This is a genomic window from Ammoniphilus sp. CFH 90114 (genome assembly GCF_004123195.1).
GTDB lineage: Bacteria > Bacillota > Bacilli > Aneurinibacillales > RAOX-1 > YIM-78166.
Map to the genome: position 1 here is coordinate 798,860 of NZ_SDLI01000001.1, position 25,866 is coordinate 824,725.

Below are 25,866 nucleotides of genomic sequence, written 5' to 3' on the forward strand. Positions count from 1 at the left end.
TCCCTCCAATAGGTGTCCTATCTTTAGGATGAGGAATAAAAGGGTGTTTTATGCCTGGATTTTCCTATCTTTTCCTTAAGCTCTTACAAAATGGACTTAACCTGCAGAGTTGGTTCTTGTTTTTTCTTACTGATCGCGGAGACATCTTCTCCAGTTTGGATATAATGCGACTTGCTATAACTGCACCGTCTGTCCTAATTCTCTTAAATTTATTTTGAAAAATAGAACGCCGCTTTAGAGCCTGTTTAATCTTTCGTTCCAGTTGTTTAGGCTTTTTGACGTACCCTAGATCGCTTTTCATAATTTTCTTTAACATTTGGACCTTTTGTTTTCGCTCTGATGTATCCGGCGGCAACATAAGGATCGGTGTTCGGGTAGAGATGCAGTCAGAAAGGATCCCCATTCCTGGTTTAGTAATCACAAGCTGGGCCGCTTGTACCAAATCCTTTCCATTGGGGAAAAGGGGGGCTTGAATCACTCTCTTGTTAAATGAAAATCTTTCATTCTTGAACTGACCAGCAACCACGAAACGATATTTCTTGGATAGACGGTTGACCGCTTTATACCATTTGCGTATCGAATTATATCGGCCGTCTCCAAGTCCTGAACCCATCTGAACCAGAATAAAGGATTCGTTCCTCTTTAAACCTAATTTTTTCTTCACTTTTGCTCTGGATTTTGTTAATTTTCTTGTAATCAGAGGGACAGGAATATAAACGCACTTAAGTCCTCTGGGTGCTTTTTTTGGTGGGAGTAAATTCATGTGGAGAAATACATGGGTTTTACCGGCTACTTTAAGAATCTGCCGTTTAAATTTCCGCATTTTACGATCATCGACCCGACGGACAAAGAAGTCACTATGATAGAGCGATACAAGCTTGGTACGCTTATTAAACGCATGCATTTTCTTAAGTTTCGTAATTTCGGGTCTCCAGTCATGGATGACGACATGAGCCTTTTTACAGCCACTAATTCTTCCTTCTTGATAAGGCTTTATCTTAATTTTTCTGGAGAGGTTTTTTCTTAAATATTTATGAGTCTGCCGGAATGCAAAGACACGGACTTTTTTTCTCTTTTTTCGTAAACGATTAGAGATACTGATACATCTTCCCAGATGCCCCATTCCACGTCCGACTATGAAAGAAATCATGTCTTCTCCCCCGCTCATTTTTATATTACAAACTCCTACATTCTATTCCATATAAACAGCTGTGAGATAGGGATTTGACCCATATGCACATAAATTAGGTTTGTGTCTATCCAAAAGTGCTATAATGCTTAAGAATAAGATATATGGGGGGATAAAAATGCTAATTGCGCAAAAGCAATATGAAAAAATGGCAGAAGGGGGTTCAAGGAGATTATTTGATTTCGAAGGATATCGTTTATTGGATGCAGTGGATTCCGAGGATCATCAATCTTACATTCTGATTGATTATGATGAAGATCATTTTCATTCCATCACCTTGAAGGAAGCCTACGGACTTGTTGCCATCTACCTCTCTGTTCAGAACGGAGATGTTTTTGAACAAACCATTCTTGATGCCATTGAGCAAGTGATCGAGAAAAAGACAACATAAGTTTTTTTGAAAAAAACGCTCATCCAATCTTTGATGAACGTTTTTTGGTTTGCCTATTTATAAAAGGGATGATATAATGAATGGATTGACGAAAGAAATGCCAAATTTTGAGTATAATTCACATGTTACAAAAGAGTTATCACTTTAGATGATGGTTACTCTTTATAATATGTGAATTTTTTAATTGGAAGAGATTTCCATAATAAAGAAATTGGACTCCATAACTCAAAATAATGAAATTTGATGCATTACATAGGGTGATTTCGTCAAAATTAAATCATATGAACAATATAGAAGGAGTTTTGTGTATGACAACATTTCATGAATTAGGCATCAGCGGACCTATCCTTAGGGCGATTACGGATATGGGGTTTGAAGAGGCATCTCCTATACAGGAGAAGTCCATTCCTATAGCATTGTCAGGGAAAGATATTATTGGGCAAGCACAGACTGGTACTGGGAAAACGGCAGCTTTTGGGATTCCCATCCTAGAAAATGTAGATACGAGTAAAGATCATGTGCAAGCTATTGTTATCGCACCAACAAGAGAGCTGGCTATACAGGTTTCTGAAGAAATTAACCGCTTAGCAAAATATATGGGTATCCGTTCTCTCCCTATCTATGGGGGGCAATCCATCGATCGTCAAATTAATGCACTAAGAAAACGTCCACATGTCATTACAGGAACACCTGGACGATTACTCGACCATATCCAGCGTAAAACTTTAAAGTTGGATCGTGTTTCGATTGTTGTTCTAGATGAAGCGGATGAGATGTTAGACATGGGCTTCCTTGAGGATATCGAACGGATCTTAAAGGAAACCCCTGAAGGAAAGCAAACGCTACTGTTCTCCGCGACTATGCCTAGACCAATTCAAAACCTTGCGGAAAAATTCATGACCAATCCGGAGTTAATACGGATTAAGGCCAAGGAAGTTACGTCGCCAACTATTGAGCAAGTTTACTACGAGGTTAATGAACGAGAGAAATTTGATGGATTAAGTCGTATATTAGATGTTGATAATCCAGAACTTGCTGTAATCTTCGGTAGAACCAAAAGACGCGTAGACGAATTAACGGATGCATTAAATAAGAGAGGATATCTCGCAGATGGACTTCATGGCGACTTAAATCAGCGTCAACGTGATGTTGTCATGAATAAATTCCGTGAAGGAACCATTGATATTTTAGTTGCGACGGATGTAGCGGCGAGGGGAATTGACGTGTCTGGTGTAACGCATGTTTATAACTTTGACATTCCTCAAGATCCTGAAAGCTATGTGCACCGTATTGGACGAACCGGCCGTGCGGGTAAAACAGGCCTAGCCAGTACTTTTGTTACCCCGCGTGAGATGGGGCAGTTAAGAACCATTGAAAAAGCATCCAAAGGAAAAATTTCTCGTAAGCCTATTCCAACGGTTGCCGAAGCGATGGAGTCCAAACAACGCTTGGCATCAGACAAGATGATTCAACTTATCGAAGAAGGTCAGTTTGCTCAGTACAAGCAAACAGCCAGTGAACTGTTAGATCAATATGATTCGATTACGCTTGTTTCTGTAGCTTTAAAAATGATGACAAAGGAACAAACCGATATCCCTGTTCAACTAACAGCTGAAGAACCTCGCTTTGCTAAGAAGCCGAAATTCAAGGTAGAAGGAAAGTCCGATCGGGATCGTCATTTTAAAGGAAACAAAGGCCACGGAGGCGGTAAAGGATATGCCGGCAACAAGGCAAAACCTAAGCGTGATCGTGGACCACGAACTGGTCGCCAACTTGAAGGAGCTTTTAAATAATTTACCAAATAATAGCCTCGAAAAGAGGCTATTTTTTTAAATATTAATTCTCGTTGAGCGTAGGTGTTTGTTTCTGCTAAAATAAGGTTTGGAAGGAAACTTGAGAGACCACACATAAAGGGTGAATAAAGGAGAGAGACAAAAATGGAAAAGATCTTTATCTTCGGACATAAAAATCCTGACACGGATTCCATCTGTTCCGCAATTGCGTACGCGGACCTAAAGAAAAAACTAGGTTTTGATGTTGAACCTATTCGTTTAGGCGAAATTAATGGAGAAACACAGTTTGTATTAGATTCCTTTAAGGCCGAATTACCACGCTTAGTTCAAAATGTTGCTACAGAAGTGAATGGTGTCATTTTGGTCGATCATAATGAGCGTCAACAAAGCGCAAATGATATTGATCAGGTTCGAGTACTTGAGGTTATTGATCATCATCGTATCGCTAATTTTGAAACGGCTGACCCTTTATATTATCGTGCAGAACCTGTTGGTTGTACGACAACCATCTTAAATAAACTGTATAAAGAGCATGGTGTAGCTATTCCGAAAGAGATCGCGGGATTAATGCTTTCTGCCATTATCTCTGATACCCTTTTGTTTAAATCTCCGACATGTACAGAACAAGATATTGCAGCCGCTCGCGAGTTTGCAGCTATAGCTGAAGTTGATTTAGAGAGCTATGGACTTGCCATGCTCAAAGCAGGAGCTGACTTAAGTGACAAGACCATTGCACAGCTTATTTCTCTTGACTCTAAGGAGTTCCAGATGGGAACTTATAAAGTTGAAGTGGCTCAGGTCAATGCTGTAGATACAAACGATGTGCTTTCTCGTCAACAAGAGCTTGAGGCTGCCCTTAATGAGCGTATTGCCGAGAAGAATCTGGATTTGTTCCTGTTTGTTGTCACTGACATCTTAAATAATGACTCGGTTGGTTTAGCTTTAGGTAAACAAACAAAGGCAGTCGAACTAGCTTATAATGTATCACTAGAAAATAATACAGCTTTGCTTAAGGGTGTCGTTTCCCGTAAGAAGCAAATCATTCCGGTGTTAACGGACGCATTTAATAAGCTATAATATAATGAGAGCCCGATTGGGCTCTCATTATATTATGAGGATAAAATTTAGAATTTTCGATTAGTTGTAAATGTTTTATGGTATAGTGAGAAAGATCGTTTCTAGAAGTTTCTTTGGAGGATAAAATGAACCCAATAACTAACAAAGTATGGAATTCCCCTTATTTGTTGCTGTTATTTGCAAGCCTATTTTGGGGAGGAAATGCTGTAGCCGCAAGGTTCTTTTCGGAGATTGTACCGCCTTTTACTCTGTCCCTTATTCGATTGGGGATTTCAAGTCTCATTCTTCTTCTCTTTTCCTATCGGTGCCTAGTAAGGGAATGGGGAGTAGTGAAAAACCACTTTAAGCTCATTCTTCTTTTAGCTATAACAGGTGTTATTGGTTTTAATCTCATTGCTTATTGGGCAGCTCATTACACGAAAGCGTTTAATATTTCCTTGTTAAATAGTACGACTCCTTTTTTCATGGTGATCTTATCGTATTTCCTGATGAAAGAAAAGCTGAAGATCAATGTCATGATGGCTATCATTGTTTCATTTTCAGGGATTCTATGGGTAATGACAGAAGGCTCCATAGCTAGGTTAGTCTCGTTACAGTTTAATTTTGGAGACTTAGTCATGCTTGTGGCTGTCTTGTTTTGGAGTGTCTACTCGATATATGTTAAGAAAACTGCAGGGGTATTATCTCCACTCTCTTTATTTGGATATAGTTCTCTACTGGGAACTCTTCTATTGATTCCTACTTCCTATATAGAGCTTTTATTTTTGCCTTTGGGGCCACTTGGTGTAAAAGAGTTTGCAGGATTGTTATACCTGGGTATTTTCCCTTCCATTGGGGCCTTCCTGTTTTGGAACCGTGCCCTATTATTAATAGGACCTTCTAGAGCTTCTCTCTTTCAGAATCTCATTCCCATCTGGGGAGCAGTGCTTGCTTATATAATTCTAGGTGAACAGATAACCAGTGCCCATCTGATCGGAGGACTATTGGTTTTCACCGGAATATTGATCAGCAGAAAAAAAGAGGAAAGCAAAGAAGTTCACCTGGTTTCCGAGCCTGCTGGGAAAGCGCAGGGTTAGATTATAGTTCTTTTAGCTAGTGTCACGACATATTACCATAGGTAAGGAGGTGATGACCTTATGATCGTGCTTCTGTGGTGTGCGATCATTATCGCTATCTTATTTGGGATTTATTCTTTGTTTGGCAACACCAAATCTTACTCTCCTAATCAAGTCATGGCGGGAACCGGTTTGGCTGGAGGCACACCCAGTGCGGATAAGGGCCAGGGAGAAAGTACAGAGGGCGGGGAGTAGTACATACTTTACCTGCAGAGTAAAGAGGCTGTTCGTCAGCCTCTTCTCTTTTTTGCTTAAGTTACCCATTCTTTGTGCAGGGTAAGAAGCTCCTTTAAATCATCTTGTGACAATTCTGTAATCCACTGTTCACTTGAACCTACTATTTGTTCACTTAAACCCAGCTTGCGTTCCATCATGTCATCAATTTTTTCCTCGAGTGTACCTAAGGTAATAAATTTATGAACTTGCACGCGGCGAGTTTGTCCGATTCGGTATGCGCGATCCGTGGCTTGGCTTTCAACAGCAGGGTTCCACCAACGATCAATGTGGAACACATGATTGGCTGCTGTAAGATTCAATCCTATTCCACCAGCCTTTAAGGATAGAATAAAGATATTTGTTTGATTCTCGTTAGATAGGGATTCGTCTTGGAAGCGAAGGATCATTTCATCTCGTTTTTCTCTCGGTGTACCACCATGCAGGAACTGTACAGATTCATTAAGTTCTTGTTCAAGAGTGTTCTTTAGGATATTTCCCATCTCTACATATTGAGTAAAAATGAGACATTTATCACCTTCCTGTCGAAGCTCTTCGACCATTTGAAGGAGTCGCTCCACCTTGGGGGAAAAGTCTATTGTTGATTTTTTGTTATCGGCTTTTAGGAATAGATCAGGATGATTGCATATTTGTTTTAGCTTTGTTAAAGAGGCAAGTATAATTCCTCTTCTTTCCATTGGTGAGACGAGTTCAATCTTAGAGAAAAGCTCTTGCAAGACAACCTCATACAAGGAAGCCTGTTCAACGGTGAGAGAGAGGTATTCCTTGCTCTCAAACTTCTCCGGCAGATTTAGTTGTATCTTTGGATCTGTCTTTACTCGACGAAGCAAGAAAGGTCGAATCATCCGCTGGATTTGCCTAATTAACTCCTTATCTTTTTCCTTTTCAATAGGGTTGACAAATCGTCTTGTAAAATCCCTTAGGCTACCTAGATACCCAGGATTGATAAAATCAAAAATGGACCATAACTCCGTAAGTCGGTTTTCAATCGGGGTACCTGTCATGGCAACGCGGTGACGCCCTGATAACTGGCGTACCGCAGCTGCCTGTTTCGTATAGACGTTTTTAATGTTTTGTGCTTCATCTAGTCCAATGGCATTCCACTTTACTGATTGAAGTTCATCACTATCTAAGTGAGAGAGATTATAAGTAGTCAGTACAATATCAGCATTGTGGACTACAACGCTAAATTCCTCGCCCTTTTTCCGAGCACCTCCATAGTGGATGTATACCTTCAAGGAGGGAGCGAACCGTCGAAGCTCCTTCTGCCAATTTCCAAGAACGGAGGTTGGACAAATCAGAAGAGAAGGCTCCTTCAACGGTTCGTTCTCCTTGAGATAAAGCAGGTAACTGATCCATTGGATCGTCTTCCCGAGTCCCATATCATCTGCCAAACAGCCGCCAAGTCCGAATCGCCGCAAGAAGAGAAGCCAGGAATAGCCTTCCATCTGATAAGGTCGCAGGGTAGCTTGCAGCGATGCGGGGGGTGTTACGATTGGCAGTGTCGAGATTTCCTGTAATTGTTGAAGCATCGTTAGTAGAGAGCTGTTTAATTCAACCTGTATGTCAGTGGGGTGCTCGGTGTCCTCCTGTTGAAAGTGAGATTCAAGGATTTGGCCGAGTGTTAAACCTTCTTTGTTTTGAAGCTCACGCATGAGTTTGTGAAGCCGCTCTAGCACTGAAGCATCTAATTGAATCCACTTCCCATTCACCCGAATCAGTTGCTTCTTTTGCTTCATGACTTCTAGGAACTGTTCTTCGCTGAGAGTGATATCTCCAACGGATAGCTTCCAATCGAATCGCATGAGCTGATCTAGACCTAGCTCACTTTGGGTAACAGAAGATTGCACACGGGCAACAAGTCTAGGTTTTCTCTTTTCTAATTGAGACCACCAAGACGGCAGGAGGACGATAAACCCAGCCTCTACAAGCATCCGGCTTCCTTCTGACAGAAAAAACCAAGCTTCCTGGTCTTCTAATTCCCGAGAAAGGTAATCTATGTGGAACCACGGTAGGAGAGTTACCAGCCTTTCTAGATATCGATCAACTTGTACTATAAAAGGAATCCAATCACTTGGTATATCAGATAGAACAAATGGATAAGCATAATGAAGATCTTGATGTGTAGGGTCCTGGAGAACCAGTTGAAGCGACCAACTTTCATTTCCTGTTGGTTCCAGTAGTTTAAGTGCGATGCGAAAAGGAACAGGATCTTCCTTCCAACCGATCGCGATTAACCATTCCTCTTCCGTCCAATGCTCTCGTTGTTCAGCTTCCGAGCGCAGGAGAGGATGATGGATCATGTCCATCCCTTCTTGTTTTAAAAGAATTTCTGCCCAATCCTGTGTGTAAGGTAGGAGCGATTCTTCGGAGATCGGAAAAGTCCAGCCCCATTCCCCTTTTTGCCATAGAGAGAAGTTTGGCTTGTACGTTTTTTCTGTAATGGCCTGTTCTAATAGTGGGGCCAACTCGAGGATCTGCTCTGTTTCTTGGCTCCACTCTAGTTGCTGGTGGACTAAGGGGGAGGGATTGCAGAAATAATCCAATGACATCTTGGGTGAGAGCAGAACCCCCTCCCAACCCTCCCCATCCTTAGTTTCTAAAAAGGTGCCGTAAAAGGATGGCTCATGCCAGCTGAAAAGTCGAGTCTTTAATTCAAGTACATCGAGGGGATATCCACCTTGATTCCTCGCCCAGATCAGGTGACCGGTATGGGGTACCCAACGGCTATATATGATGATTTTATCAGCTTTCATCATGGAATGAGTTTTCCTTTCTGCAATTCTTCCTGCAAAGCGCGTAAACGCTTATGTTTGTCTACTAGTTGTAGAATAAAAATATTCCAGCGTTCCACTTGTTTTAATTTCTTATAGAAAGTTCGGAGCTTCTTTAACATTTTTACTGCTTGCTTATACGACTTGCGGTTTTTCTCTCGAATGAATTGCTCGACAGCACGATGGTATAGGGGAAGCAGTGCAGGTAAGTGAGCTGCCTCGATCCGCTTCAATATATCTTTATGAATATAAGGGGGAATAAAGCCTTCTGCAAGATGAAAGTCCACCCAAAGTCGATATTGTTCTGTTCTGAGCAAGTGCTCTACATAAAATGAGGTGCTAGATGGAAGAAAAGAGACAAGGACGTCCATCCATTCCTCGTCTGTTGATTGAACTTCAGCCCATTTTGCCCAGTATCGCAGGACCATGTGAACTTCAAATCGCTCTGCATATTTGAGTTGAGGGCGGAGCCAATGCAACCAGGCGTATAATCGATCCCATTGCTCCATATGGCTCATCAAGGATAAATAAGAATGAAATTGAAAAAGTTCGTTTGCCTCCAAAACAGGCTCTAATAAAGCCCTTGCTGATTCGTCTTGTCCAAGCATAAATTCCATGTGAGCAAGCATGAGTCGTAAGGTTCGTTTTTGTACGAGCGGAAGAGAGGGATGACTCCAGAGGCCCTCAAGCTTGAGTTTTTCCTCCCATGTGGACTCGGTATCAACCATCATATGGGACCATACCTGTCGGTAGACGACTAACCAGTCAATGGCTGCTGTATCTGATGCTAATACCTGAAAGGTAAGAAGAGAAGCCCATTCTTTGATCTGGTTAGGACTAGCCTTATCATCAGTTAGGGTGAGATACTGAAGTCGGTTTAAGTGCAGATGGAAAGCATCTTTTAGCTGTCGGTCCAACCCATAAGTGGATCGTCTAGAGACGTCCTCTAACTTTTGCAAACCAAACAATAAGAGATAAAGTTCATAAAGAAAGCGTTGTGGTTTGGACCAAAACTCGGTGTGTTGTTCCATATCAGCAAAAAATTTCTCATATCGGTAGGTTAGATCATAATTCAGCCCAGAAACATAGAGGGGAAAAGCTTGTTCAAAGATTTCCATCCATCGTCCAGGAGAATCTGTTTCTAAAAGCTCTACCGTTGATTCTTCTTGACTTGATAGGAAAAATTGTTCAGGATCTGTTAGTAAGGACAGAACCTGGCAAACGGTAGCTACAATATGCTTGCAAACGACATGATAGGGACAGCTGCAATGGCTTTCGAAAAACTGATCTAAATTTAAAATAACATGATATTGCCTAGTTCCTTTGACTATGGCGTCAATTCGATTATCACGAGCAACGGTGCTCTGAACGAACCCTCTTTGATAGTAATCGAGTCCTCGTTGTAAAATCACCTCGTCCACTGCTTCTCGCACGGTTTCGGCAGTATGAAGAACTTTGTTTTTGTTGATTTCAGGATACCTCACGTTCATTCCTCCCTTAAGGGAACATCATGCTTTACTTTAACAGAAGGTTTGGAAGGAAGCTAGAAGCAAAGATTTTCCGTAGTTTGACTTTTTTGCATGATCCATACTAGAATTTGTAGTATGATACATCCTATTTTGATCTTAAACTAGGGAAGTGATTCCTGGCGTGAGGATAAGAAAAGTACATGTATACATGAGTTTAGTAGCTCTAGTATTTGGATTTATGATCTCTTTTTCTGTGAAGTACACGAAGCAGGTGCAAGTCTGGGAGGAAATTCCGGAGCAATTAGACAAAAAGCAAGAAATACAGGAACAAATGATTAAGGAGCAAGTAGAAAAGCAGGCCTTAATGGATCAGTTGGTGACCGTCAAACAGGAAGTGTCAGCTTTCGAGAAAGAGCTTGCGTCCAAAGAAGCTTATGGAGAGGGCTTATTAGAAGAGTTGCAAACACTTCGTATGTGGGGTGGAGTGATTCCGGTTAAAGGACGAGGAGTTGCTGTAACACTTACGGAGAGTACTCAACAGAAGGACAATCTTGGGGGCGAGGCAACAGTACGCGAGGAGACCTTAAGACAAATCATTAATGAGCTTTTTGCAGCTGGAGCGGAAGCCGTTAGTCTGAATGGCCAGCGATTAACGACTCATTCGGCGATTGTATATTCTGGTTTAGTCATGTTGGTTAACGACACCAAAATTAATGCCCCGTACGAAATCTTAGCAATAGGAGATCCCGTTATACTTAAGACAGCATTGGATATGCCTGGTGGAGTCCTTGATCACTTAAGGCGCTATTCTAATGCGGGTATGCTTATTGAGAAGAAGGATGAGGTAGAGCTCCCTGCCTTCACAGGAGGTTCCTTATGAGTGATCGCAGCAAAAAAAAATAGAACAACCCTTTTACTCATAACGGTCACTTGTTTACTAGTTGGCTATCTCTTAGGTATACAATATTTATCTAATCAGCAAGAATCACAAAAAGATAATCAGGACGTTACCCTCCTTCGGCAAGAATTACAAAAGAAACGCGAAAATAATATGAACCTGCAAGCCGATATTGAAAAATCTCATGGCCTCCTTCAACAATATAGAAGTTCCATCAAAGAGGCAGATTCTTTTTCTGTTATTCAGGAAGAAATTGAACGTCTTCAAACCTTAACGGGGAGTGCAGGCGTGGAGGGTCAAGGGCTTATCGTGCGAATTGAAGACATTCCCTACGACGATAACGATAGTTATTTTGAAAACTACTTTGATGAGATTGTATATGATGATGACCTTCGGTACCTTGTTAATGAATTGTTTGCGTCTGGGGCTCGTCATATGGCTTTGAATGGCCATCGGATTACTCCTACCACTTATATTAGAACCGTTGGTGACAACATATTAATTGACACCATACCTATTAATACCCCGTATATCATTGAAGCCATTGGAGACCCTGCTCTATTAGAATCTTCTATAAAGATAAAAGGGTTTGAAGAGTATTTTAGCATCATGAATAAGCAGCTCGTCTTGGAAAGAATAGATAAAATGAGGATTAGCCCTTTTCGAGGCAGTCCCTATATTCGTGAGATGAAGCCTTTAGAAGAAAAAACATCAGGATAAAGCATCACCATTAGATAAGCCACCCTCAAAGAAGGGTGGCTTTAGTTGTTAAAACATCTTAACGAAGTGTTTTGACATGTTCCTGACACAATTCTCCATTACAATAATGGGTGCAATAAAGTCTTCTTAAGCTCAAAATGTGGAAAAAGTTGGCGAACTTCCACGAATTTAATTAAAATAGATATAATTCGCTGTTTGTTCAGCACGATACTTGCCAATGGAGGTGGAAGAGATTGAAGTGGAATCATAGATTAACTATTTTTCTTGCTTTAGGTTTACTTGTTGGATCGATTCCCAATGAAACTAGTGCACACTCGGATATACAGGTGAAAATTGACAACCATCCTATCTCTTTTGAACAGGCACCCATGATCTATCACGATTTTACCATGGTACCGATGCGAGAGATCTTCGAGAAATTAGGTGCAGAGGTGAATTGGAACCAAGACACGCAAACCGTGATAGCCTCAAAGGATAACGTGACTATTCAACTAAAGATAGGTTCAACGTATGCATTAAAAAATTATCAGCAGATTCCATTGGATGTGCCAGCATTCGTTCAAACTGGAAGGACAGTGGTCCCGCTGAGGGTAGTTAGTGAGTCCTTTGGGGCTGATGTGATTTGGGAGAAATCAACCAAAACGGTCTATATCACTTCCCCACAAGAGAAAATAGAATCAGATCCTTCCATAGCCATTTTAACCATGGAAGATGCGGTGAAGTCAGCGGAAGCGCATAGTTATGATATGAAAACTGCGCAACAGAACATCGAAAGCAATGATATAAAAATGGAAGACGCAGCGGATGAATTGGAGTACACCCCCATAGGCACTGGGAATGGCCAAGACGATGCGGCAGTTCGTTCAGCCTTTAAACAGGTTGCCTCTTCTAATATCAATTACTCCATGTCGAAGAAACAAGCTGAAGTGACAAGCGATCAGGTCCGGTTCAGTGTGATGAAAGCCTATCAAGATATTCTCGTAAAACAAAATGATGTCATTGATAGAGAAGAATCACTAGAAGTAGCCCAAATGGAAGAACAGGCTGCTCTAGCGAAAGCCAAAATGGGCCGAATATCCGAGGTGGAAAAAAATCAGATCATGAAAGCCAGGACAGAGGCTGAAAAGAATGTGCAAACCGCAAAGACGGCTCTTTCTGATGCCTGGACCAAGCTCAATACCTTGATGGGAAAATCAAAGGATCGTACTTATCTATTAGCGGACAAGCCTACCTATGTCGAGCCGGAGGAATGGGATGTGAACACCCAAATTACGAGAATGATATCGAGTAGTCCGTCCATTTGGCTCCTAGAAAAACAAGTAGAGCTTGCAGAGCTTGACGTGAATCTATTTTCGTTCAATGCGGGCGGAAACTATGATCTAACGAAGATGGATGTGGAGAAAGCACAGACGACATTGGCCAGAAGCAAAGAGCAATTGGAGGAGACGATCCGCAGCATGTACTCTGATATGGAGAGATTGAAGGACCAGTATCATGTGCTGAAGATCAATCTGCAAACAGCGGAAGACAACCTACGTGTAACCGAAGCGAAATACGCTAAAGGCTTAGTCACTGCCCTGGAAGTGAAAAGGGACAAAAACAGTTTCAACCAAAAGAAGAGACAGCTGGAAGAAATCGCAATCCAGATGGATCAGTTGAATCACAGGTGGAATAAGCCATGGACCAATTAAAAGGACAAGTCATGATGAGGGGAGAAACAAGATGAAAAAAAATCAGCTGGTGCTTTTAACGGTGTCCTTTTTGTTGATTACAGGCTGCTCGTCCGGCGGACCACAGGGATCGATGGGTGCCGCGCGTGGTCAGGGAGGCTTTGGGCAAGCTCAGCAAACTGTCGCTGTAGAGGTAGAACCGGTAGCTAAGGGAGATTTGACGGTTACCAAAAAAATCCTAGGAAATGTCGTATCGGATAGCGTGAGCGAAGTTTCTTCTGGAATATCCGGGGAGCTAATATCCCTTCAGGTTAAAAAAGGCGATAGGGTTCAAAAAGGGCAAATTCTTGCCACGGTGGATATCTCCGATACCCAAGAAGCGATCACACAATCGGAAATGGAAATAGAAAGCGCCAAGCAGCAGCTTGAGAATGCTCAAATTTCCAAGAAGCAAGCCCAACAGAAGGCACGGGATCTTCAACAGGCGGAGACGGATTGGGACAAAGCCAAGGAGGAACTAGAAGAAGCTCAGTACCTCTATGAACAGGGTGCCATCGCTTTAGCTGAATTGAAAGCTGCCCAGACGCTGGAGGAGGAAAGAAAAACGGCCTATGAGAATCAAGAGGCTTCTTTAGAAATTGAGATGGAAAAAGCGGATTTATCGATACGACAAAACGAGCTAAGTGTAAAAAAGGCGGAAATCAATCTCCAGCAAACGCTCAAGGATGTACGTGATACGCAGAGCGATGGGGTCATCCGCGCACCTATTTCAGGAGAAGTCATGGCCGTTAACTACAAGGTTGGCGAGAATGTATCTAGTCAACAGCCGCTGGTTACCATCTCGAACAACCAGCAACTAATCATCACCGCACAGGTTACAGCGGAGCAAAAAGCGCTTCTTCCGAAAGGGCGAGAGGTGAATGTGGAGACTGTCGCAGAAAGTAAAACGCTCAAGGCTAAGGTCGATTATGTCAGTGGAGCCACAAATGAGAATGGACTTTTCGATGTGGAATTGACCTTTGCAACCTCGGATACCTCTGTTGCTAGCGGTGAGGTGGTGCAGTTGACCTTTACGGAAACGTTGGTCGAGAATGCACTTCTCGTTCCAACGAAAGCCATTTTGCAGGAAGGTGACTCGCGTATTGTCTATACGGCTGAAGGCGGAAAAGCGGTTAAGCGGAAGGTGGAAATCATTAATAGTCAGACACACCTTACAGCGGTCCAAGGAGATCTTCAGGAGAATACTCAGCTCATAGTCAATGGGCACAAATTGGTGTCGGATGGAATGACCATCCTGCTTCCTGGACAGGAGCTCCCTGCGGTTGGCGGGGGTCCAGGTGAGGGGGAGAACGCTCAGGGACAAGCCGGGGAAGGGCAGCGAAGACAAGGACCGTCAGGTACTGGCGGGGGTGGCAGATCGTGAATATAATCAAGTCATCGGTACATCGCCCAGTTACGGTCATCATGCTCGTGATTTGTTTGCTCCTGGTAGGAGCGGTGACCCTGCGGGATATACCCATTGATCTGTTTCCGGAAATCGAAAACAAAACGGTAACCGTTTCAGCCTCCTACAATAATGTAGCACCGCAGGATATGGAAGAGATGGTGACGAGGCCCCTCGAGGCCCAAATCGCCTCTCTGAGCGGCGTAGAAGAAATGGTCTCCACGACGAGCACGGGATCAGTCCGTATCCGAGTGACGTTCGCGAATTCGGTGGAATTTGACAAAGCTGTTTCCGATCTTCAGATGAGAATGTCCAGAGTGGGTCGAACGCTTCCAGATGGGGTGGACACCCCTACAGTGGCCCAATTCGATGTGAACAGCATACCGGTGATGACGCTGGCCTTGGTGGGTAAAGACACGATTAGTCTGCAACAGATAGCTGACGATATGATGCCAAGTTTCGAGCGAATTGAAGGAGTTGCAGGCGTCTCCGTCCAAGGCGGAAGATCCGCCGAGTTGAAAGTCATACTCAATCCCATCTTGCTTAAGCAATATGGGTTGACGGCAAGCAGCGTGTCGACTGCGATCCGGGAGAAAAACGCTGCAGGAACGGTCGGTGCAGTTCCCAAAGGAGATGAAGAGATTCAGATCCGTGTAGATGGTGAGTATACTTCACTCGATCAGATCGCCCATACTCCCATTCGCTTAAAAGATGGAAAAACCATTACGGTCGAAGATGTTGCTGACATTACCAATACGTCAAGTGAAGTAGACAACATAACGCGAATCAATCAGGAAGAGGGCGTGCTTTTTTCCATTTCTAAACAGTCAGGCAGCAATACGGTGGATATCGCCGACAAGGTTTTAGCTACTATGGAAAACCTTCAGAAAGAATGGGGAGAAGACATCCGGCTTGTTGTGGTGAACGACCAGTCCACCTTTATCCGAAACGCAATTAGCGGAGTGACGCAAGCGATCACCATCGGGGGCGCCATTGCGGTATTGATTTTGCTATTCTTCTTGCGCAGTCTTCGAGCCACTTTGGTGATTGGTGTTTCGATCCCGCTTGCGGTCGTGACGACCTTTATTCTCATCCGCTATTCCGATCAGACCCTTAACGTAATTACTCTCTCCGGGCTAGCCTTGGGAATTGGGATGATGGTTGATAGCTCGATTGTTATTTTGGAAAATATCATCAAACATAAGCAAGACGGGCTTAGTGCAAAAGAGGCGGCAATTCAGGGTGGCTCGGAATTAGTTTCTGCCGTCATCGCATCGACAACGACGACGCTCGTCGTTTTCCTACCGCTCATTATGATCGATAACGGCCAAATTTCACAGCTGTTCGTTCCGATGGCGGTCATCGTTTCCTTTTCGCTTATTGCGGCTTTAGTCGTTGCTGTAACTTTTGTTCCTATGGTTGCGTCCAACATGCTAACCAACACCAAAAATGATAGGTTGGCGACAGATCCCGCATGGATCCGGTTATTATCCCGATCCTATGAACGCTTGTTACGGCTGAGCTTGAAACTGCGTTGGCTGGTCGTGCTTACTGTGGTTGCTATTACAATTGGAAGCTGCTTCTTTTTCTCCTCCTTCGAGGTTCAGACCTTCCCTCGTTCTCAGGAGCAAAGGCTGGACTTGTCTGCCAACTTTGATGAAGGAACCGAGTTTTCTAAGGTAGAGGCTTATGCCAATCAAGTCGAAGGAATTTTACAGAAGTACAAGGAGAATATTAAATTACTTCAAACCTCAATCAGTGAGACCAGAGTTCAAGTGTCACTTCAGCTGGTCAAAGCGGATGAGATGACAATGCCGACAGCGGCATTGAGTGCTGCAATTCAGTCGGACTTAAAGCAAAACATCGTGGGAGCTAATTTTACGGTGGGACGGCAATTCCGTTCGGCTGGGGGAAGTGGTTCTGCGCTGCAAGTCAGTATAGCGGGGCCCGATCAAGAAGTATTAACCACGCTTCTTGAACAGGTCGAACTCTTGTTATCGAGGGTCCCTTCGCTTGAGAATGTTGAGGTTCCGAGTGTGAGTGGGCGACCGCAATTTACTGTAAGGGTAGATGACACCGTAGCCTCTCAATACGGTCTTACGCAAGGGGATGTGATGGACCAGCTTAGTACGGTATTTGATGGTTTGTCCGCTGCTACAATGCAGCAAGATGGAAAAGAGTATAATGTGGTTATTCAATTACCTGAGACCGAATCGGATACTATCGAAGATTTATACGGCTTCTTGGTGCAGACCTCTGGTGGACAGCATGTTTCTCTCGAAACGATTGCCAGCATAGAGGAGGGCAAAGGGCCGGTTTCGATTCAAAGAGAAAACCAGCGCCAAATGTACACGGTGACAGCAGACATGGTAGAAGGAACAAGTGCTGCTCAGGTCATGGGACAGGTGAATCAGCTGCTTTCGCAAATTCCGGTACCTAACGGATATGAGGTCACTATGGGCGGTATGCGACAGCAATTCAACGAGTCACTAGGGAACCTCTTGTTAACCATTGGTCTGGCGATATTCCTCGTCTATACCGTGATGGCCGTGCAATTCGAATCCTTTACTCAGCCGTTTATTGTTATGTTCACCATCCCTACCGCGGTTGTAGGAGTGGTTGTAGCCTTATTAACCACAGGGTTACCGTTGAGCTTTCCGGTCTTTATTGGGATGATCGTATTAGCGGGAATCGTTGTGAACAATGCGATTATACTGATTGAGTATATTAATCAGTTAAGGGAGCGAGGAATGGATAAAGTAGAGGCCATCGTGGAAGCGGGGGGAAGACGTCTTCGGCCTATTTTGATGACCACCGTCACAACCGTGCTGGGGATGCTTCCTTTGTCCTTAGGTTTGGCTGAGGGAAGCGAAACGCAGCAGCCCATCGGAGTGGTCACGATCTTTGGTTTAAGTATATCCATGCTCTTCACCTTGTTTTTCATACCCATCATGTACACGTTAGTCGATGATGCTGTTTCATGGCTTAAACGCTTGTTTACAAAGGGAAATGAAGTGATTAAGGAAACGGGCGGCAACGGCAAACCGATGGAATCCTAGCATTTTTAATAGCGGGTGACCTAAAACAATGGGCCAGGCTCTTTGTTTTAGGTCACCCTCTTTTTTATTTTTTGTTCTTGATCTTTTTATCCATTTCGTGTGTAATAGTAAGTAGGATAATAACGACTAAGGGGTGTGGGGTTGGAACTTCTATTTAGTGAACTTCAGAAGCTAGGATTTTCTCAATATGAAAGTAAAGCCTATGTCGCCTTGTTGCAAAACTCACCGGTTACAGGTTATGAAGTTAGTAAGCGTTCTGGTGTACCACGATCGATGATTTATGAAGTGTTAGGTAAGCTGGTTGATCGGGGAGCTGTTTATCTCGTCCCCTCTGAACCTGTCAAGTATGCTCCTGTACCAGCTAAGGATATGCTTCAACGCATGCGAAATAATTTAGAAAACTCTATGGCTTTCTTGGAGACGACGTTAGAGTCTCTTGAACGAAAACCTGATTTGGAAGTCATTGTTCATCTCGATGGGGAAGAACAAGTGCTTCAAGAAATGACAGACGTCATTGGCCGAACTCAGGAGGAATTGTGGATTTCGGTGTGGGAGCCACAGGTGGAAAGAATCAAACGTGCGGTGGAGGAGCAGGTATCTAAAGAAGTATCCGTTTACTCTATTGTTTTCGGTGGCCAGGATCAACGAATTAGACACACCTATCATCACAATTACATGCCACCCGAAGTCGTGCAGAAGCGTATGGGTGGGCAATTGACAATCGTTGCACGGGACGGGGAAGAAGTAGTGATAGCTAATTTTTCAGACCAATCTGTGCCATGGGCGGTGAAAACGAAGAACCCAGCTCTTGTACTGGTGGCTACAGAATATGTGCGACATGATATTATGATCGAGGAAATCACGAGAGAGTTTGGAGAAGAGAAACTAGATCAACTTTGGCGCAATCGCCCTGATCTTTATCAAGTGGTTACTGGTAAACGGTTCAACCTCTAATGAACCGTTTCCTTTATGTTTTTTAATGTAGTGGTTAGAATGATAACTTCTAAAGGAGTGAGTAGTTTGAGTAACTCACCACAAGAACGACAATGGAAACAAGGCATTATGGATGCCGTGCCCATTGGATTAAGCTTTCTTTTATTTGGTGGAATTTTTGGCATGATGGCCATTCAAGCTGGGTTAAGCATATGGCAAAGCGTCGGGATGTCTTTCATCGTGTTTGCCGGCTCCGCGCAGTTTACTAGTCTTTCTATGATATCCGATCAAGCAAGCATATTGGCTATTATTTTAGCTACCTTTTTGATTAATTCTAGGCACTTGTTAATGGGATTATCCATGTCCCCTTACTATGCTGGATTCTCTAATCGATTCGTAACATTGCTTAGTTTCTTTCTTATCGATGAGCAATATGCCCTAACACTGAATAGATTTCGCCATTTTGCGCCAACGAAGTCTTACATTATGGGAGTGAGTTTTACCCTTTATTTTACTTGGGTTTTTGGAACTTTCCTTGGCACCATGACCGGCAGTTGGATTCCTGACCCAGAGGCGCTCGGCTTAGGCTTTAGTTTTACGGCTATGTTCCTTGCACTAGTTTTCTATCAGCTTACGAATTTGTTGCGTATCGCGACCTTTTTCTTATGTGGAGGGTTAGCAGTTGCTCTTGTCTTTGTTGTACCTAATGGTTTGCACCTACTGATAGCTGGTGTTCTATCCTTTGCCATCGGTTACGCATTCCCAGCAAAATCGAGGAAGGTAGTAAAGGAAGAACAACCAAAGGAGGTTACTGCGTGAGTATTCAAACAACCTTATTGCTGTTCTTCGGCATGGCAGCAGTAACTTACTTTTGTAGAAGAGCGTTCTTGCGCTTACCGAATCAACAATTATCAGAACGGTTGATGAGCGGTCTTTCGTATATTCCTATCGGGATTTTTGCAGGACTGATCTTCCCTTCCGTGTTTGTCCGAGAGGGTGCTTTTGAAGTCAATCCCCTCTATGTCATCGCTAGTATTTTATGTATGGCTCTTATGGTTTGGAAAAAGAATGTATTCTTAAGTTTTGGGCTAAGCTTATTGTTTGTTGTGGTATGGACGACGACCATGGGCTAAAACTCTTGTTCCATTCTCCATAGTGAAACCTTATCTGAATTGTTGCGTATAAGAGTGTTGCTGGATTTCCCTTTTATGGAGGATGGGATAGGATGATTATTTCTACACAACCGTACATAGAAATATCGCGGACCATTCAGTCGAACGGTCAGCATCGAATTGAATCAGAGCAATTATTAGTCTTATATAGAGATAAGATTATCACCGAGTCTCGTCATTTCTCACTTCAAGATATACTGGACATTTCGTATAAAGTGATTTCTGAAGAAACTGGATTTCTTTATCTGCATAGCAACCACCAAGTATTTTCTTTTTATGTAAAAACAAGTCCAACTGAATTTATCACCGAATATAAAAGATTAAAGGCAGAGGGGTACACGAACGAATGATTTTCTGGAATGTAAAAAAGCTAGCGGATTTGTTAAGAAATAATGAACTTACATCGAATCAAAAGCTAAGATATATCTTGGTGGTTTTTGCTTTCTTATCTATTACACCTTATGCCTACTTAGATAGTTCGTTTAATTCCGTTTATGCTTTAGAGATGATGGCTATTCTTTTTACGACGGTTTGGGGAATACGACTATGCTTTGAAGCGAATGAAGAGGGTGATGGGAAGGATTTTTTTGAACGATTTATCTGTATTGGCTTTCCTATTGTGATTCGGCTCGCTGTTATTCTAATCCCTCTTTATTTTGTTTTTTATATTGTCGTGTCCATTATTTCACAGGGTTATTATGGGGTTGGCACAGAGTATGGTTATATGGATGTGCTTGGAACCGTGCTTATTGAGATCATGTTCTATCTTCAAGTTCGAAAGTGGATTCGATACATGGCTTCATAGCGCAATGGAGAAAATTTCGAAGAATAGAATAAAAGATATTGAAAATATGTAATTATTAGTGTATTATTTGTTTCAAGATGTTACCAATATGTATTCTGGGTAGAGACGCGGAGAGCCCTGATTGCACCTTTTAATTCTTTCAGAAGTGAAGGAGTTATTTGTGCACTCAGGGTTTTTGTACTTTTTCTCAGAATAGCCATGTCCAGCCAATAATGAATAAAGAGGGGGATTAAAAGTGAGACGTTTATGGGCCTTATTTCTTGTTTTTACCTTAGCGCTGACAGCATGTAGCAGTGGAACAACGAATTCGAATTCAACTGCACCTGCTGGTTCAGGTGACAAACCAATAGAATTGGAGTTTTACTTTCCAGTTGCTGTTGGTGGACCTATCACCAAGATCATTGATGGTTTAGCTGCAGATTTTACGAAGGAAAACCCTAACATTAAAGTTACACCGATCTTCGGTGGAAGTTATCAGGATACGATGACCAAAGTGGCGACAGCTGTTCAGGGTGGCAATGCTCCGGACATGGCAGTACTATTGTCCACAGAGTTGTATACGCTCCTATCTATGAATGCTATTGAAAATTTGACACCACAATTTGAGAAATCCTATATCGATGATTTCTTTGAAGGGTTCATGGCCAATTCCAAAGTAGGCGATGATGTTTGGAGTGTTCCTTTTCAACGTAGTACCATTGTTTTGTATTATAACAAGGATGCCTTCAAAGCAGCCGGATTGGACCCAGAAAAAGCACCATCCAATTGGCAAGAGCTAAGAGAGTATGCGCAGAAGCTTACTGTAAAGGATGGACAGGGAAATGTGACACAATGGGGATTGGAGATTCCGAGCACAGGTTTTCAATATTGGATGTTTCAAGCTTTAGCGCTACAAACCGGGGATAATATTATGTCCGGAGACGGAAAGCAAGTCTTCTTTGATAATCCAGCCAACGTGGAAGCGCTTCAATTCTGGCATGATCTTGGAAAGAAGGATAAAGTTATGCCGGAAGGAATTATTGAATGGGCGACTGTTCCTTCTGATTTCTTAAGTGGTAAAACAGCCATGATGTTCCATACGACAGGAAACCTAACGAAAGTAAAGAACGACGCAAGCTTTGACTTCGGAGTGGCTTTCCTACCTGCTAACAAGCAATTTGGTTCACCAACTGGTGGAGGTAACCTTTATGTGTTTAAAGATATCCCTGAGGAAAATAAGAAGGCATCAGCCAAATTTATTGAATTCTTAACATCCCCTGAACGAGTGGCCCAGTGGTCCATTGACACCGGGTATGTGGCAACTAGAAAGTCTGCTTATGAGACAGATACATTAAAAAAATATGTGACTGATTTCCCACATGCGAAAGTAGCGATGGATCAACTTCAATACGCAAATAGTGAATTATCTACTTACCAGAATGGGCAGGTTCAAAAGATCTTGAATGACAATATTCAAGCTGCCTTAAATGGTACGACTAGCGTTAATGAAGCCTTACAAAAGGCTCAGACTCAAGCCGACCAAGTGTTAAAGAACTTCAAATAACATCGAAGACGGAAATAGGAGACTTAAAACTTAAGCGTTTTAAGTCTCCTATACCATAAAGATTGGGGGCTCTGTAGTGAAAGTGGAATCAAAGATGCAAGACAGTCCGTCCGTGATGATGGAAAAGAAGGTGAACTGGTTAACCGGGACGGGGAGAGGGTCCTTACCCCCCACTCGTTGGAAGAAAAATGCGTTTGCCTATAGTTTATTGCTGCCTTCTATGATTTTCTTGATCTTATTTACTTATTATCCAACCTTGAAGTCTATTTATTTAAGTTTTTTTAATTCAACAATGGGCCAAACCGAATTCGTAGGACTACAACAGTATAAGCAATTATTAGAGGATGATATCTTCCTCAAAGTCATGAAGAATAATCTCTTGCTTGCCATTGGAACGGTTCCAACGAGTATATTCTTAGCGATTTATCTAGCGATTTGGCTGAATGGCAAACTGAAAGCGAATGCTTTCCTGCGAGCCGCCTTTTTTTATCCGACAGTTATTCCTATGATAGCGATTGCTAATATATGGTTGTTTATTTATACACCTAGTTATGGATTATTAGATCAGTTTCTTGAGGTTTTTGGGGTGAAGGGTGTCAATTGGTTAGGGGATCCTTCATGGGTTATGTACTCTATGATTTTTATGCTCATTTGGAAGGAAGCTGGCTTTTTTATGATCTTCTACTTAGCAGGTCTTCAGAACCTCCCTCAGGATGTTTATGAAGCAGCTAGAATAGAAGGGGCGAAGCCTTTTCAAATATTCCGTCATATTACTTTTCCATTACTCATGCCTACCACGATGTTTGTTCTTATTATTGCGGTGACCAACTCTTTTAAACTTGTGGATCATCTCTATATTATGACAAAGGGTGGACCCGACAATGCAAGTAATCTTTTGCTTTACTACATTTATGAGACTGCATTTAGTTTTTGGGATATGGGGAAGGCTTCCGTCTTGACGGTTGTTCTGCTGGTCATATTGCTTGCGATCTCTATCTTTAACTATGCCTATCTGGACAAGCGGATTCATTACTAGAGAAAGGGGGATAGACCATGTACCGAATCGTAAACTACAGTGTTGTAACTCTTCTAGGCATTGCCTTTTTAATTCCGTTGATCTGGACCATCTTTACCTCCTTTACACCAACAAGTGAAGTAACATCGAGTTCGAATCCATTCTGGATTGATAATCCGACCGTGAGCAATTATATCGAGGCATGGAATACAGCGCCTTTTATCCAATACTATTACAATACCTTTATTATTGTGTTTGGAATCTTAGCTGTTCAGCTTTTTACGATTACGCTGGCAGCTTATGCTTTTGCTAGATTGGACTTTTGGGGTAAAAATGTAATCTTTATCTTGTTCTTAACTCAGCTTATGATCCCACCGGATATCTTAATTTTTCCAAACTATACGATCATGAAAGAATTAGGCTTAGTGGATTCGAAGCTAGCCGTTATGCTTCCTTATTGGGCTTCTGCCTTTGGTGCTTTCTTACTTCGCCAAACGTTTAAGCAAGTTCCTATCGATCTTGAAGAAGCGGCAAAAATCGACGGTTGCAGTTGGTGGAAAATCCTTTGGCATGTATATATTCCCGCGGCAAAGCCAACCTACGTAGCTTTTGCTCTTATTTCAATTAGTACGCATTGGAGCAACTTTATGTGGCCTTTGGTCGTAACGAATACGGTAGGTAGTCGTCCGTTAACGGTGGGAATGGCCATATTCGCTCAGTCTTTTGAAACAGGAGCGCAATGGGGAACGGTTACAGCAGCTACCATTATGGTTATCTTTCCTTTACTGCTTGCCTTCTTTGTTTTCCAGAGGCAGTTTGTGGAGAGCTTTATGCATTCGGGAATCAAATAGGAGGGCAATATGGATATTTTGTTAATGGGAACAGCGAGTGCTACGGCTGGTGCTGAACGTGATAATACGTATTTGTTAATTAGACCGCAAAGCCATTGGATTATGATTGATGTAGGAGGGAATCCACTTGGCAAGCTTAAGAAGCTGGGCATAGCAACTGACGAAATAAAAGAGATAGTATTCACTCATTTTCATATTGATCATATCTATGGGTTACCTTCTCTTCTTTGGGGGATGTGGCTGGATGGACGTAAGGAACCGTTAACGATCTATTGTTCAGAGGATAATGAATTAAGGTTAAGAAGTTGGTTAGAGGTAATGGGGGTAAAGGAATGGCCCATACAATTCGCCATTCAAGTTAGGACTTTTCCATGGAAAAAGGAGACTCAACTCATAGGTGGCGAAGGGTTTTCTATGATGACCTTTCCAAGCCTGCATTTAGGTTCTACGGTCGGCTTGAAAATGATGGATCAAGATGAAGTAATTGTCTATTCCGCAGATACCATGTTAAATCCGAGGATAAAAGAAGAGCCAAGAATTGATCTGTTAATTCATGAAGCTACCACAGCGTTTGAAGATCTTCCCAATCACACATCCTTAAAGCAGCTAACAGAATTCTATGAGCTGGACCGAGTGGGTGAGGTGATCGCGGTCCATTTAACAGATGGGGAGCCTTATGAGGAAGTAACGCAATCATTGAACCCACACATAAGAGAGAAAGTGAAGATTGGCTACGATTTAATGAAAATCAAATAAGCTACTGTGCAAGGGACAGAGACGTGGAGAATCCCAAGCCATGGAAGACTTTATCATTCGAAGGGTAAGGCTTTTTGTGGTTTGGGTTTTTTGTATTTTGTCTTAAAGAACTTTTGTGTAGAGGAGAAGCGTATGAAGAATTTTTCAGGGTATATTTTTGATTTAGATGGAACGATTTATTTAGGGGAGGAAATGATTCCAGGAGCTGTTGATGTCATTGATACTCTGCAGACAATGGGGAAGAAAGTGCTTTTCTTGACAAATAAGACGATAGAATCTAGGCAAAAATATGTAGCGAAGTTAAATAGATTTGGGATCAAAGTAGGTTTGCAAAATATTCTTAGCCCTGCCCTTGTTACCATAAAGTATCTTAAGGAGAAACACCCTGGTGAAAAGGTTTACGTAATTGGCGAAGAGATACTGAAGGAAGAGCTTGAGCAGGAAGGGATCTTATTCGCATCTACTCCGCAAGAGACCCAGGTCGTTCTTATCTCTTGGGATCGAGAGTTCCATTATTCGCATTTAAACTTTGCTTATCAAGCTATTAAGAAAGGTGCTGTCGCTATTGCTACCAATCCGGATCGTACCTGTCCGGTCCCTGATGGAGACGTTCCAGACTGTGGAGCTATGATAGGTGCGATTGAAGGCGCTACAGGACAGAAAATCGATGGAATCATGGGTAAGCCATCTATTTTGACAGCCAGTACAGCTTTAGAGATTCTAGAGTTAAAGCCTGAAGAGTGCCTTATGATTGGGGATAGAGTGGAGACGGATATCTTAATGGGTAAAGTGGCAGGGTTAAATACGGCACTTGTGCTAACTGGAATTACAAAACGTGAAAATATGGAAGGGGCTCCATACCAACCTGATTATATCCTAGATTCGGTTTACGATATCGTGTTGAAAAGGTCAACAGAGGAGTCATTTACGAGGTAATCTCTGAGAAAAGGAGGAAGTC

At 42.5% G+C, this 25,866-nt stretch carries 23 protein-coding genes; 20 read left to right on the forward strand and 3 right to left on the reverse strand.

What is annotated here, in order from left to right:
* Window positions 1-64 precede the first annotated feature (64 nt).
* Window positions 65-1,150, reverse strand: coding sequence for a glycosyltransferase family protein (locus tag EIZ39_RS04245; protein WP_129197710.1), 1,086 nt, complete (start codon window positions 1,148-1,150; stop codon window positions 65-67).
* A gap of 157 nt (window positions 1,151-1,307) precedes the next feature.
* Between EIZ39_RS04245 and EIZ39_RS04250 the strand changes: the two genes are divergently transcribed.
* The 5 genes from EIZ39_RS04250 to EIZ39_RS26400 all read left to right on the forward strand — a co-directional run bounded on the left by EIZ39_RS04250 (window position 1,308) and on the right by EIZ39_RS26400 (window position 5,760).
* A complete protein-coding gene (locus EIZ39_RS04250; protein WP_129197713.1) occupies window positions 1,308-1,580 on the forward strand; it encodes a hypothetical protein in 273 nt (90 codons plus the stop codon).
* 308 nt (window positions 1,581-1,888) lie between these two features.
* Window positions 1,889-3,373, forward strand: a complete 1,485-nt coding sequence (gene cshA, locus EIZ39_RS04255) for a degradosome RNA helicase CshA (protein WP_129197715.1) — start codon at window positions 1,889-1,891, stop codon at window positions 3,371-3,373.
* Window positions 3,374-3,517: 144 nt separating this feature from the next.
* Complete coding sequence (locus EIZ39_RS04260; protein WP_129197716.1) at window positions 3,518-4,450, forward strand: manganese-dependent inorganic pyrophosphatase; 933 nt, start codon at window positions 3,518-3,520, stop codon at window positions 4,448-4,450.
* Window positions 4,451-4,575: 125 nt separating this feature from the next.
* Window positions 4,576-5,526 carry a DMT family transporter gene (locus tag EIZ39_RS04265; RefSeq protein WP_129197718.1) on the forward strand — a complete coding sequence of 317 codons (951 nt, stop codon included), beginning with the start codon at window positions 4,576-4,578 and terminating at the stop codon, window positions 5,524-5,526.
* A 60-nt stretch (window positions 5,527-5,586) separates the two neighbouring features.
* A complete protein-coding gene (locus EIZ39_RS26400; RefSeq protein WP_164984889.1) occupies window positions 5,587-5,760 on the forward strand; it encodes a hypothetical protein in 174 nt (57 codons plus the stop codon).
* 56 nt (window positions 5,761-5,816) lie between these two features.
* Here EIZ39_RS26400 and EIZ39_RS04270 read toward each other — a convergent pair whose 3' ends face one another.
* Window positions 5,817-8,558 carry a DEAD/DEAH box helicase gene (locus EIZ39_RS04270; RefSeq protein ID WP_129197720.1) on the reverse strand — a complete coding sequence of 914 codons (2,742 nt, stop codon included), beginning with the start codon at window positions 8,556-8,558 and terminating at the stop codon, window positions 5,817-5,819.
* Window positions 8,555-10,057, reverse strand: a complete 1,503-nt coding sequence (locus tag EIZ39_RS04275) for an SWIM zinc finger family protein (RefSeq protein ID WP_129197722.1) — start codon at window positions 10,055-10,057, stop codon at window positions 8,555-8,557. Before EIZ39_RS04275 ends, EIZ39_RS04270 begins: the two co-directional genes overlap by 4 nt.
* 166 nt (window positions 10,058-10,223) lie before the next feature.
* Here EIZ39_RS04275 and EIZ39_RS04280 point away from each other — a divergent pair, with 166 nt between their 5' ends.
* The 15 genes from EIZ39_RS04280 (at window position 10,224) to EIZ39_RS04350 (ending at window position 25,844) form a co-directional block, all read left to right on the forward strand.
* On the forward strand, window positions 10,224-10,922 hold the full coding sequence (locus EIZ39_RS04280) for a DUF881 domain-containing protein (RefSeq protein ID WP_205668502.1): 699 nt from the start codon (window positions 10,224-10,226) through the stop codon (window positions 10,920-10,922).
* Window positions 10,923-11,660: a DUF881 domain-containing protein gene (locus tag EIZ39_RS04285; RefSeq protein ID WP_129197726.1), complete on the forward strand. Its 738-nt coding sequence runs from the start codon at window positions 10,923-10,925 to the stop codon at window positions 11,658-11,660.
* Between the two features lie 233 nt (window positions 11,661-11,893).
* Window positions 11,894-13,351 carry a stalk domain-containing protein gene (locus EIZ39_RS04290; protein WP_129197728.1) on the forward strand — a complete coding sequence of 486 codons (1,458 nt, stop codon included), beginning with the start codon at window positions 11,894-11,896 and terminating at the stop codon, window positions 13,349-13,351.
* Between the two features lie 31 nt (window positions 13,352-13,382).
* Entirely contained in the window at window positions 13,383-14,753 is a 1,371-nt protein-coding gene (locus EIZ39_RS04295) for an efflux RND transporter periplasmic adaptor subunit (RefSeq protein WP_129197730.1), read from the forward strand.
* Window positions 14,750-17,833 carry an efflux RND transporter permease subunit gene (locus EIZ39_RS04300; protein WP_129197732.1) on the forward strand — a complete coding sequence of 1,028 codons (3,084 nt, stop codon included), beginning with the start codon at window positions 14,750-14,752 and terminating at the stop codon, window positions 17,831-17,833. Before EIZ39_RS04295 ends, EIZ39_RS04300 begins: the two co-directional genes overlap by 4 nt.
* A 141-nt stretch (window positions 17,834-17,974) precedes the next feature.
* The gene (locus EIZ39_RS04305; RefSeq protein ID WP_129197734.1) at window positions 17,975-18,787 is read left to right on the forward strand and encodes a TrmB family transcriptional regulator; all 813 of its coding nucleotides are present in this window, start codon (window positions 17,975-17,977) and stop codon (window positions 18,785-18,787) included.
* Between the two features lie 66 nt (window positions 18,788-18,853).
* Window positions 18,854-19,585, forward strand: a complete 732-nt coding sequence (locus tag EIZ39_RS04310; RefSeq protein ID WP_240675688.1) for an AzlC family ABC transporter permease — start codon at window positions 18,854-18,856, stop codon at window positions 19,583-19,585.
* Window positions 19,582-19,899, forward strand: a complete 318-nt coding sequence (locus EIZ39_RS04315; protein ID WP_240675689.1) for an AzlD domain-containing protein — start codon at window positions 19,582-19,584, stop codon at window positions 19,897-19,899. The genes EIZ39_RS04310 and EIZ39_RS04315 overlap by 4 nt, the downstream gene beginning before the upstream one ends.
* A 92-nt stretch (window positions 19,900-19,991) precedes the next feature.
* Complete coding sequence (locus EIZ39_RS04320; RefSeq protein ID WP_129197736.1) at window positions 19,992-20,288, forward strand: hypothetical protein; 297 nt, start codon at window positions 19,992-19,994, stop codon at window positions 20,286-20,288.
* Window positions 20,285-20,743 (forward strand): hypothetical protein, encoded by a 459-nt coding sequence (locus tag EIZ39_RS04325; RefSeq protein ID WP_129197738.1) that lies wholly within the window; start codon window positions 20,285-20,287, stop codon window positions 20,741-20,743. The genes EIZ39_RS04320 and EIZ39_RS04325 overlap by 4 nt, the downstream gene beginning before the upstream one ends.
* Window positions 20,744-20,978: 235 nt before the next feature.
* Complete coding sequence (locus tag EIZ39_RS04330) at window positions 20,979-22,286, forward strand: ABC transporter substrate-binding protein (protein WP_129197740.1); 1,308 nt, start codon at window positions 20,979-20,981, stop codon at window positions 22,284-22,286.
* Between the two features lie 118 nt (window positions 22,287-22,404).
* Window positions 22,405-23,322, forward strand: a complete 918-nt coding sequence (locus tag EIZ39_RS04335) for a carbohydrate ABC transporter permease (protein WP_129197970.1) — start codon at window positions 22,405-22,407, stop codon at window positions 23,320-23,322.
* A gap of 17 nt (window positions 23,323-23,339) precedes the next feature.
* Window positions 23,340-24,152 carry a carbohydrate ABC transporter permease gene (locus tag EIZ39_RS04340; RefSeq protein WP_129197742.1) on the forward strand — a complete coding sequence of 271 codons (813 nt, stop codon included), beginning with the start codon at window positions 23,340-23,342 and terminating at the stop codon, window positions 24,150-24,152.
* A 9-nt stretch (window positions 24,153-24,161) separates the two neighbouring features.
* Window positions 24,162-24,908: an MBL fold metallo-hydrolase gene (locus tag EIZ39_RS04345; RefSeq protein ID WP_129197744.1), complete on the forward strand. Its 747-nt coding sequence runs from the start codon at window positions 24,162-24,164 to the stop codon at window positions 24,906-24,908.
* Window positions 24,909-25,040: 132 nt separating this feature from the next.
* Window positions 25,041-25,844 carry an HAD-IIA family hydrolase gene (locus EIZ39_RS04350; RefSeq protein ID WP_129197746.1) on the forward strand — a complete coding sequence of 268 codons (804 nt, stop codon included), beginning with the start codon at window positions 25,041-25,043 and terminating at the stop codon, window positions 25,842-25,844.
* The last annotated feature ends 22 nt before the right edge of the window (window positions 25,845-25,866 follow it).

What these genes read in the sequence shown, in the direction of transcription:
- EIZ39_RS04245 (WP_129197710.1), bottom strand. Translation starts at nt 1,150, where the DNA reads ATGATTTCTTTCATAGTCGGACGTGGAATGGGGCATCTGGGAAGATGT.
- EIZ39_RS04250 (WP_129197713.1), top strand. Translation starts at nt 1,308, where the DNA reads ATGCTAATTGCGCAAAAGCAATATGAAAAAATGGCAGAAGGGGGTTCA.
- cshA (WP_129197715.1), top strand. Translation starts at nt 1,889, where the DNA reads ATGACAACATTTCATGAATTAGGCATCAGCGGACCTATCCTTAGGGCG.
- EIZ39_RS04260 (WP_129197716.1), top strand. Translation starts at nt 3,518, where the DNA reads ATGGAAAAGATCTTTATCTTCGGACATAAAAATCCTGACACGGATTCC.
- EIZ39_RS04265 (WP_129197718.1), top strand. Translation starts at nt 4,576, where the DNA reads ATGAACCCAATAACTAACAAAGTATGGAATTCCCCTTATTTGTTGCTG.
- EIZ39_RS26400 (WP_164984889.1), top strand. Translation starts at nt 5,587, where the DNA reads ATGATCGTGCTTCTGTGGTGTGCGATCATTATCGCTATCTTATTTGGG.
- EIZ39_RS04270 (WP_129197720.1), bottom strand. Translation starts at nt 8,558, where the DNA reads ATGATGAAAGCTGATAAAATCATCATATATAGCCGTTGGGTACCCCAT.
- EIZ39_RS04295 (WP_129197730.1), top strand. Translation starts at nt 13,383, where the DNA reads ATGAAAAAAAATCAGCTGGTGCTTTTAACGGTGTCCTTTTTGTTGATT.
- EIZ39_RS04320 (WP_129197736.1), top strand. Translation starts at nt 19,992, where the DNA reads ATGATTATTTCTACACAACCGTACATAGAAATATCGCGGACCATTCAG.
- EIZ39_RS04325 (WP_129197738.1), top strand. Translation starts at nt 20,285, where the DNA reads ATGATTTTCTGGAATGTAAAAAAGCTAGCGGATTTGTTAAGAAATAAT.
- EIZ39_RS04335 (WP_129197970.1), top strand. Translation starts at nt 22,405, where the DNA reads ATGGAAAAGAAGGTGAACTGGTTAACCGGGACGGGGAGAGGGTCCTTA.
- EIZ39_RS04340 (WP_129197742.1), top strand. Translation starts at nt 23,340, where the DNA reads ATGTACCGAATCGTAAACTACAGTGTTGTAACTCTTCTAGGCATTGCC.
- EIZ39_RS04345 (WP_129197744.1), top strand. Translation starts at nt 24,162, where the DNA reads ATGGATATTTTGTTAATGGGAACAGCGAGTGCTACGGCTGGTGCTGAA.
- EIZ39_RS04350 (WP_129197746.1), top strand. Translation starts at nt 25,041, where the DNA reads ATGAAGAATTTTTCAGGGTATATTTTTGATTTAGATGGAACGATTTAT.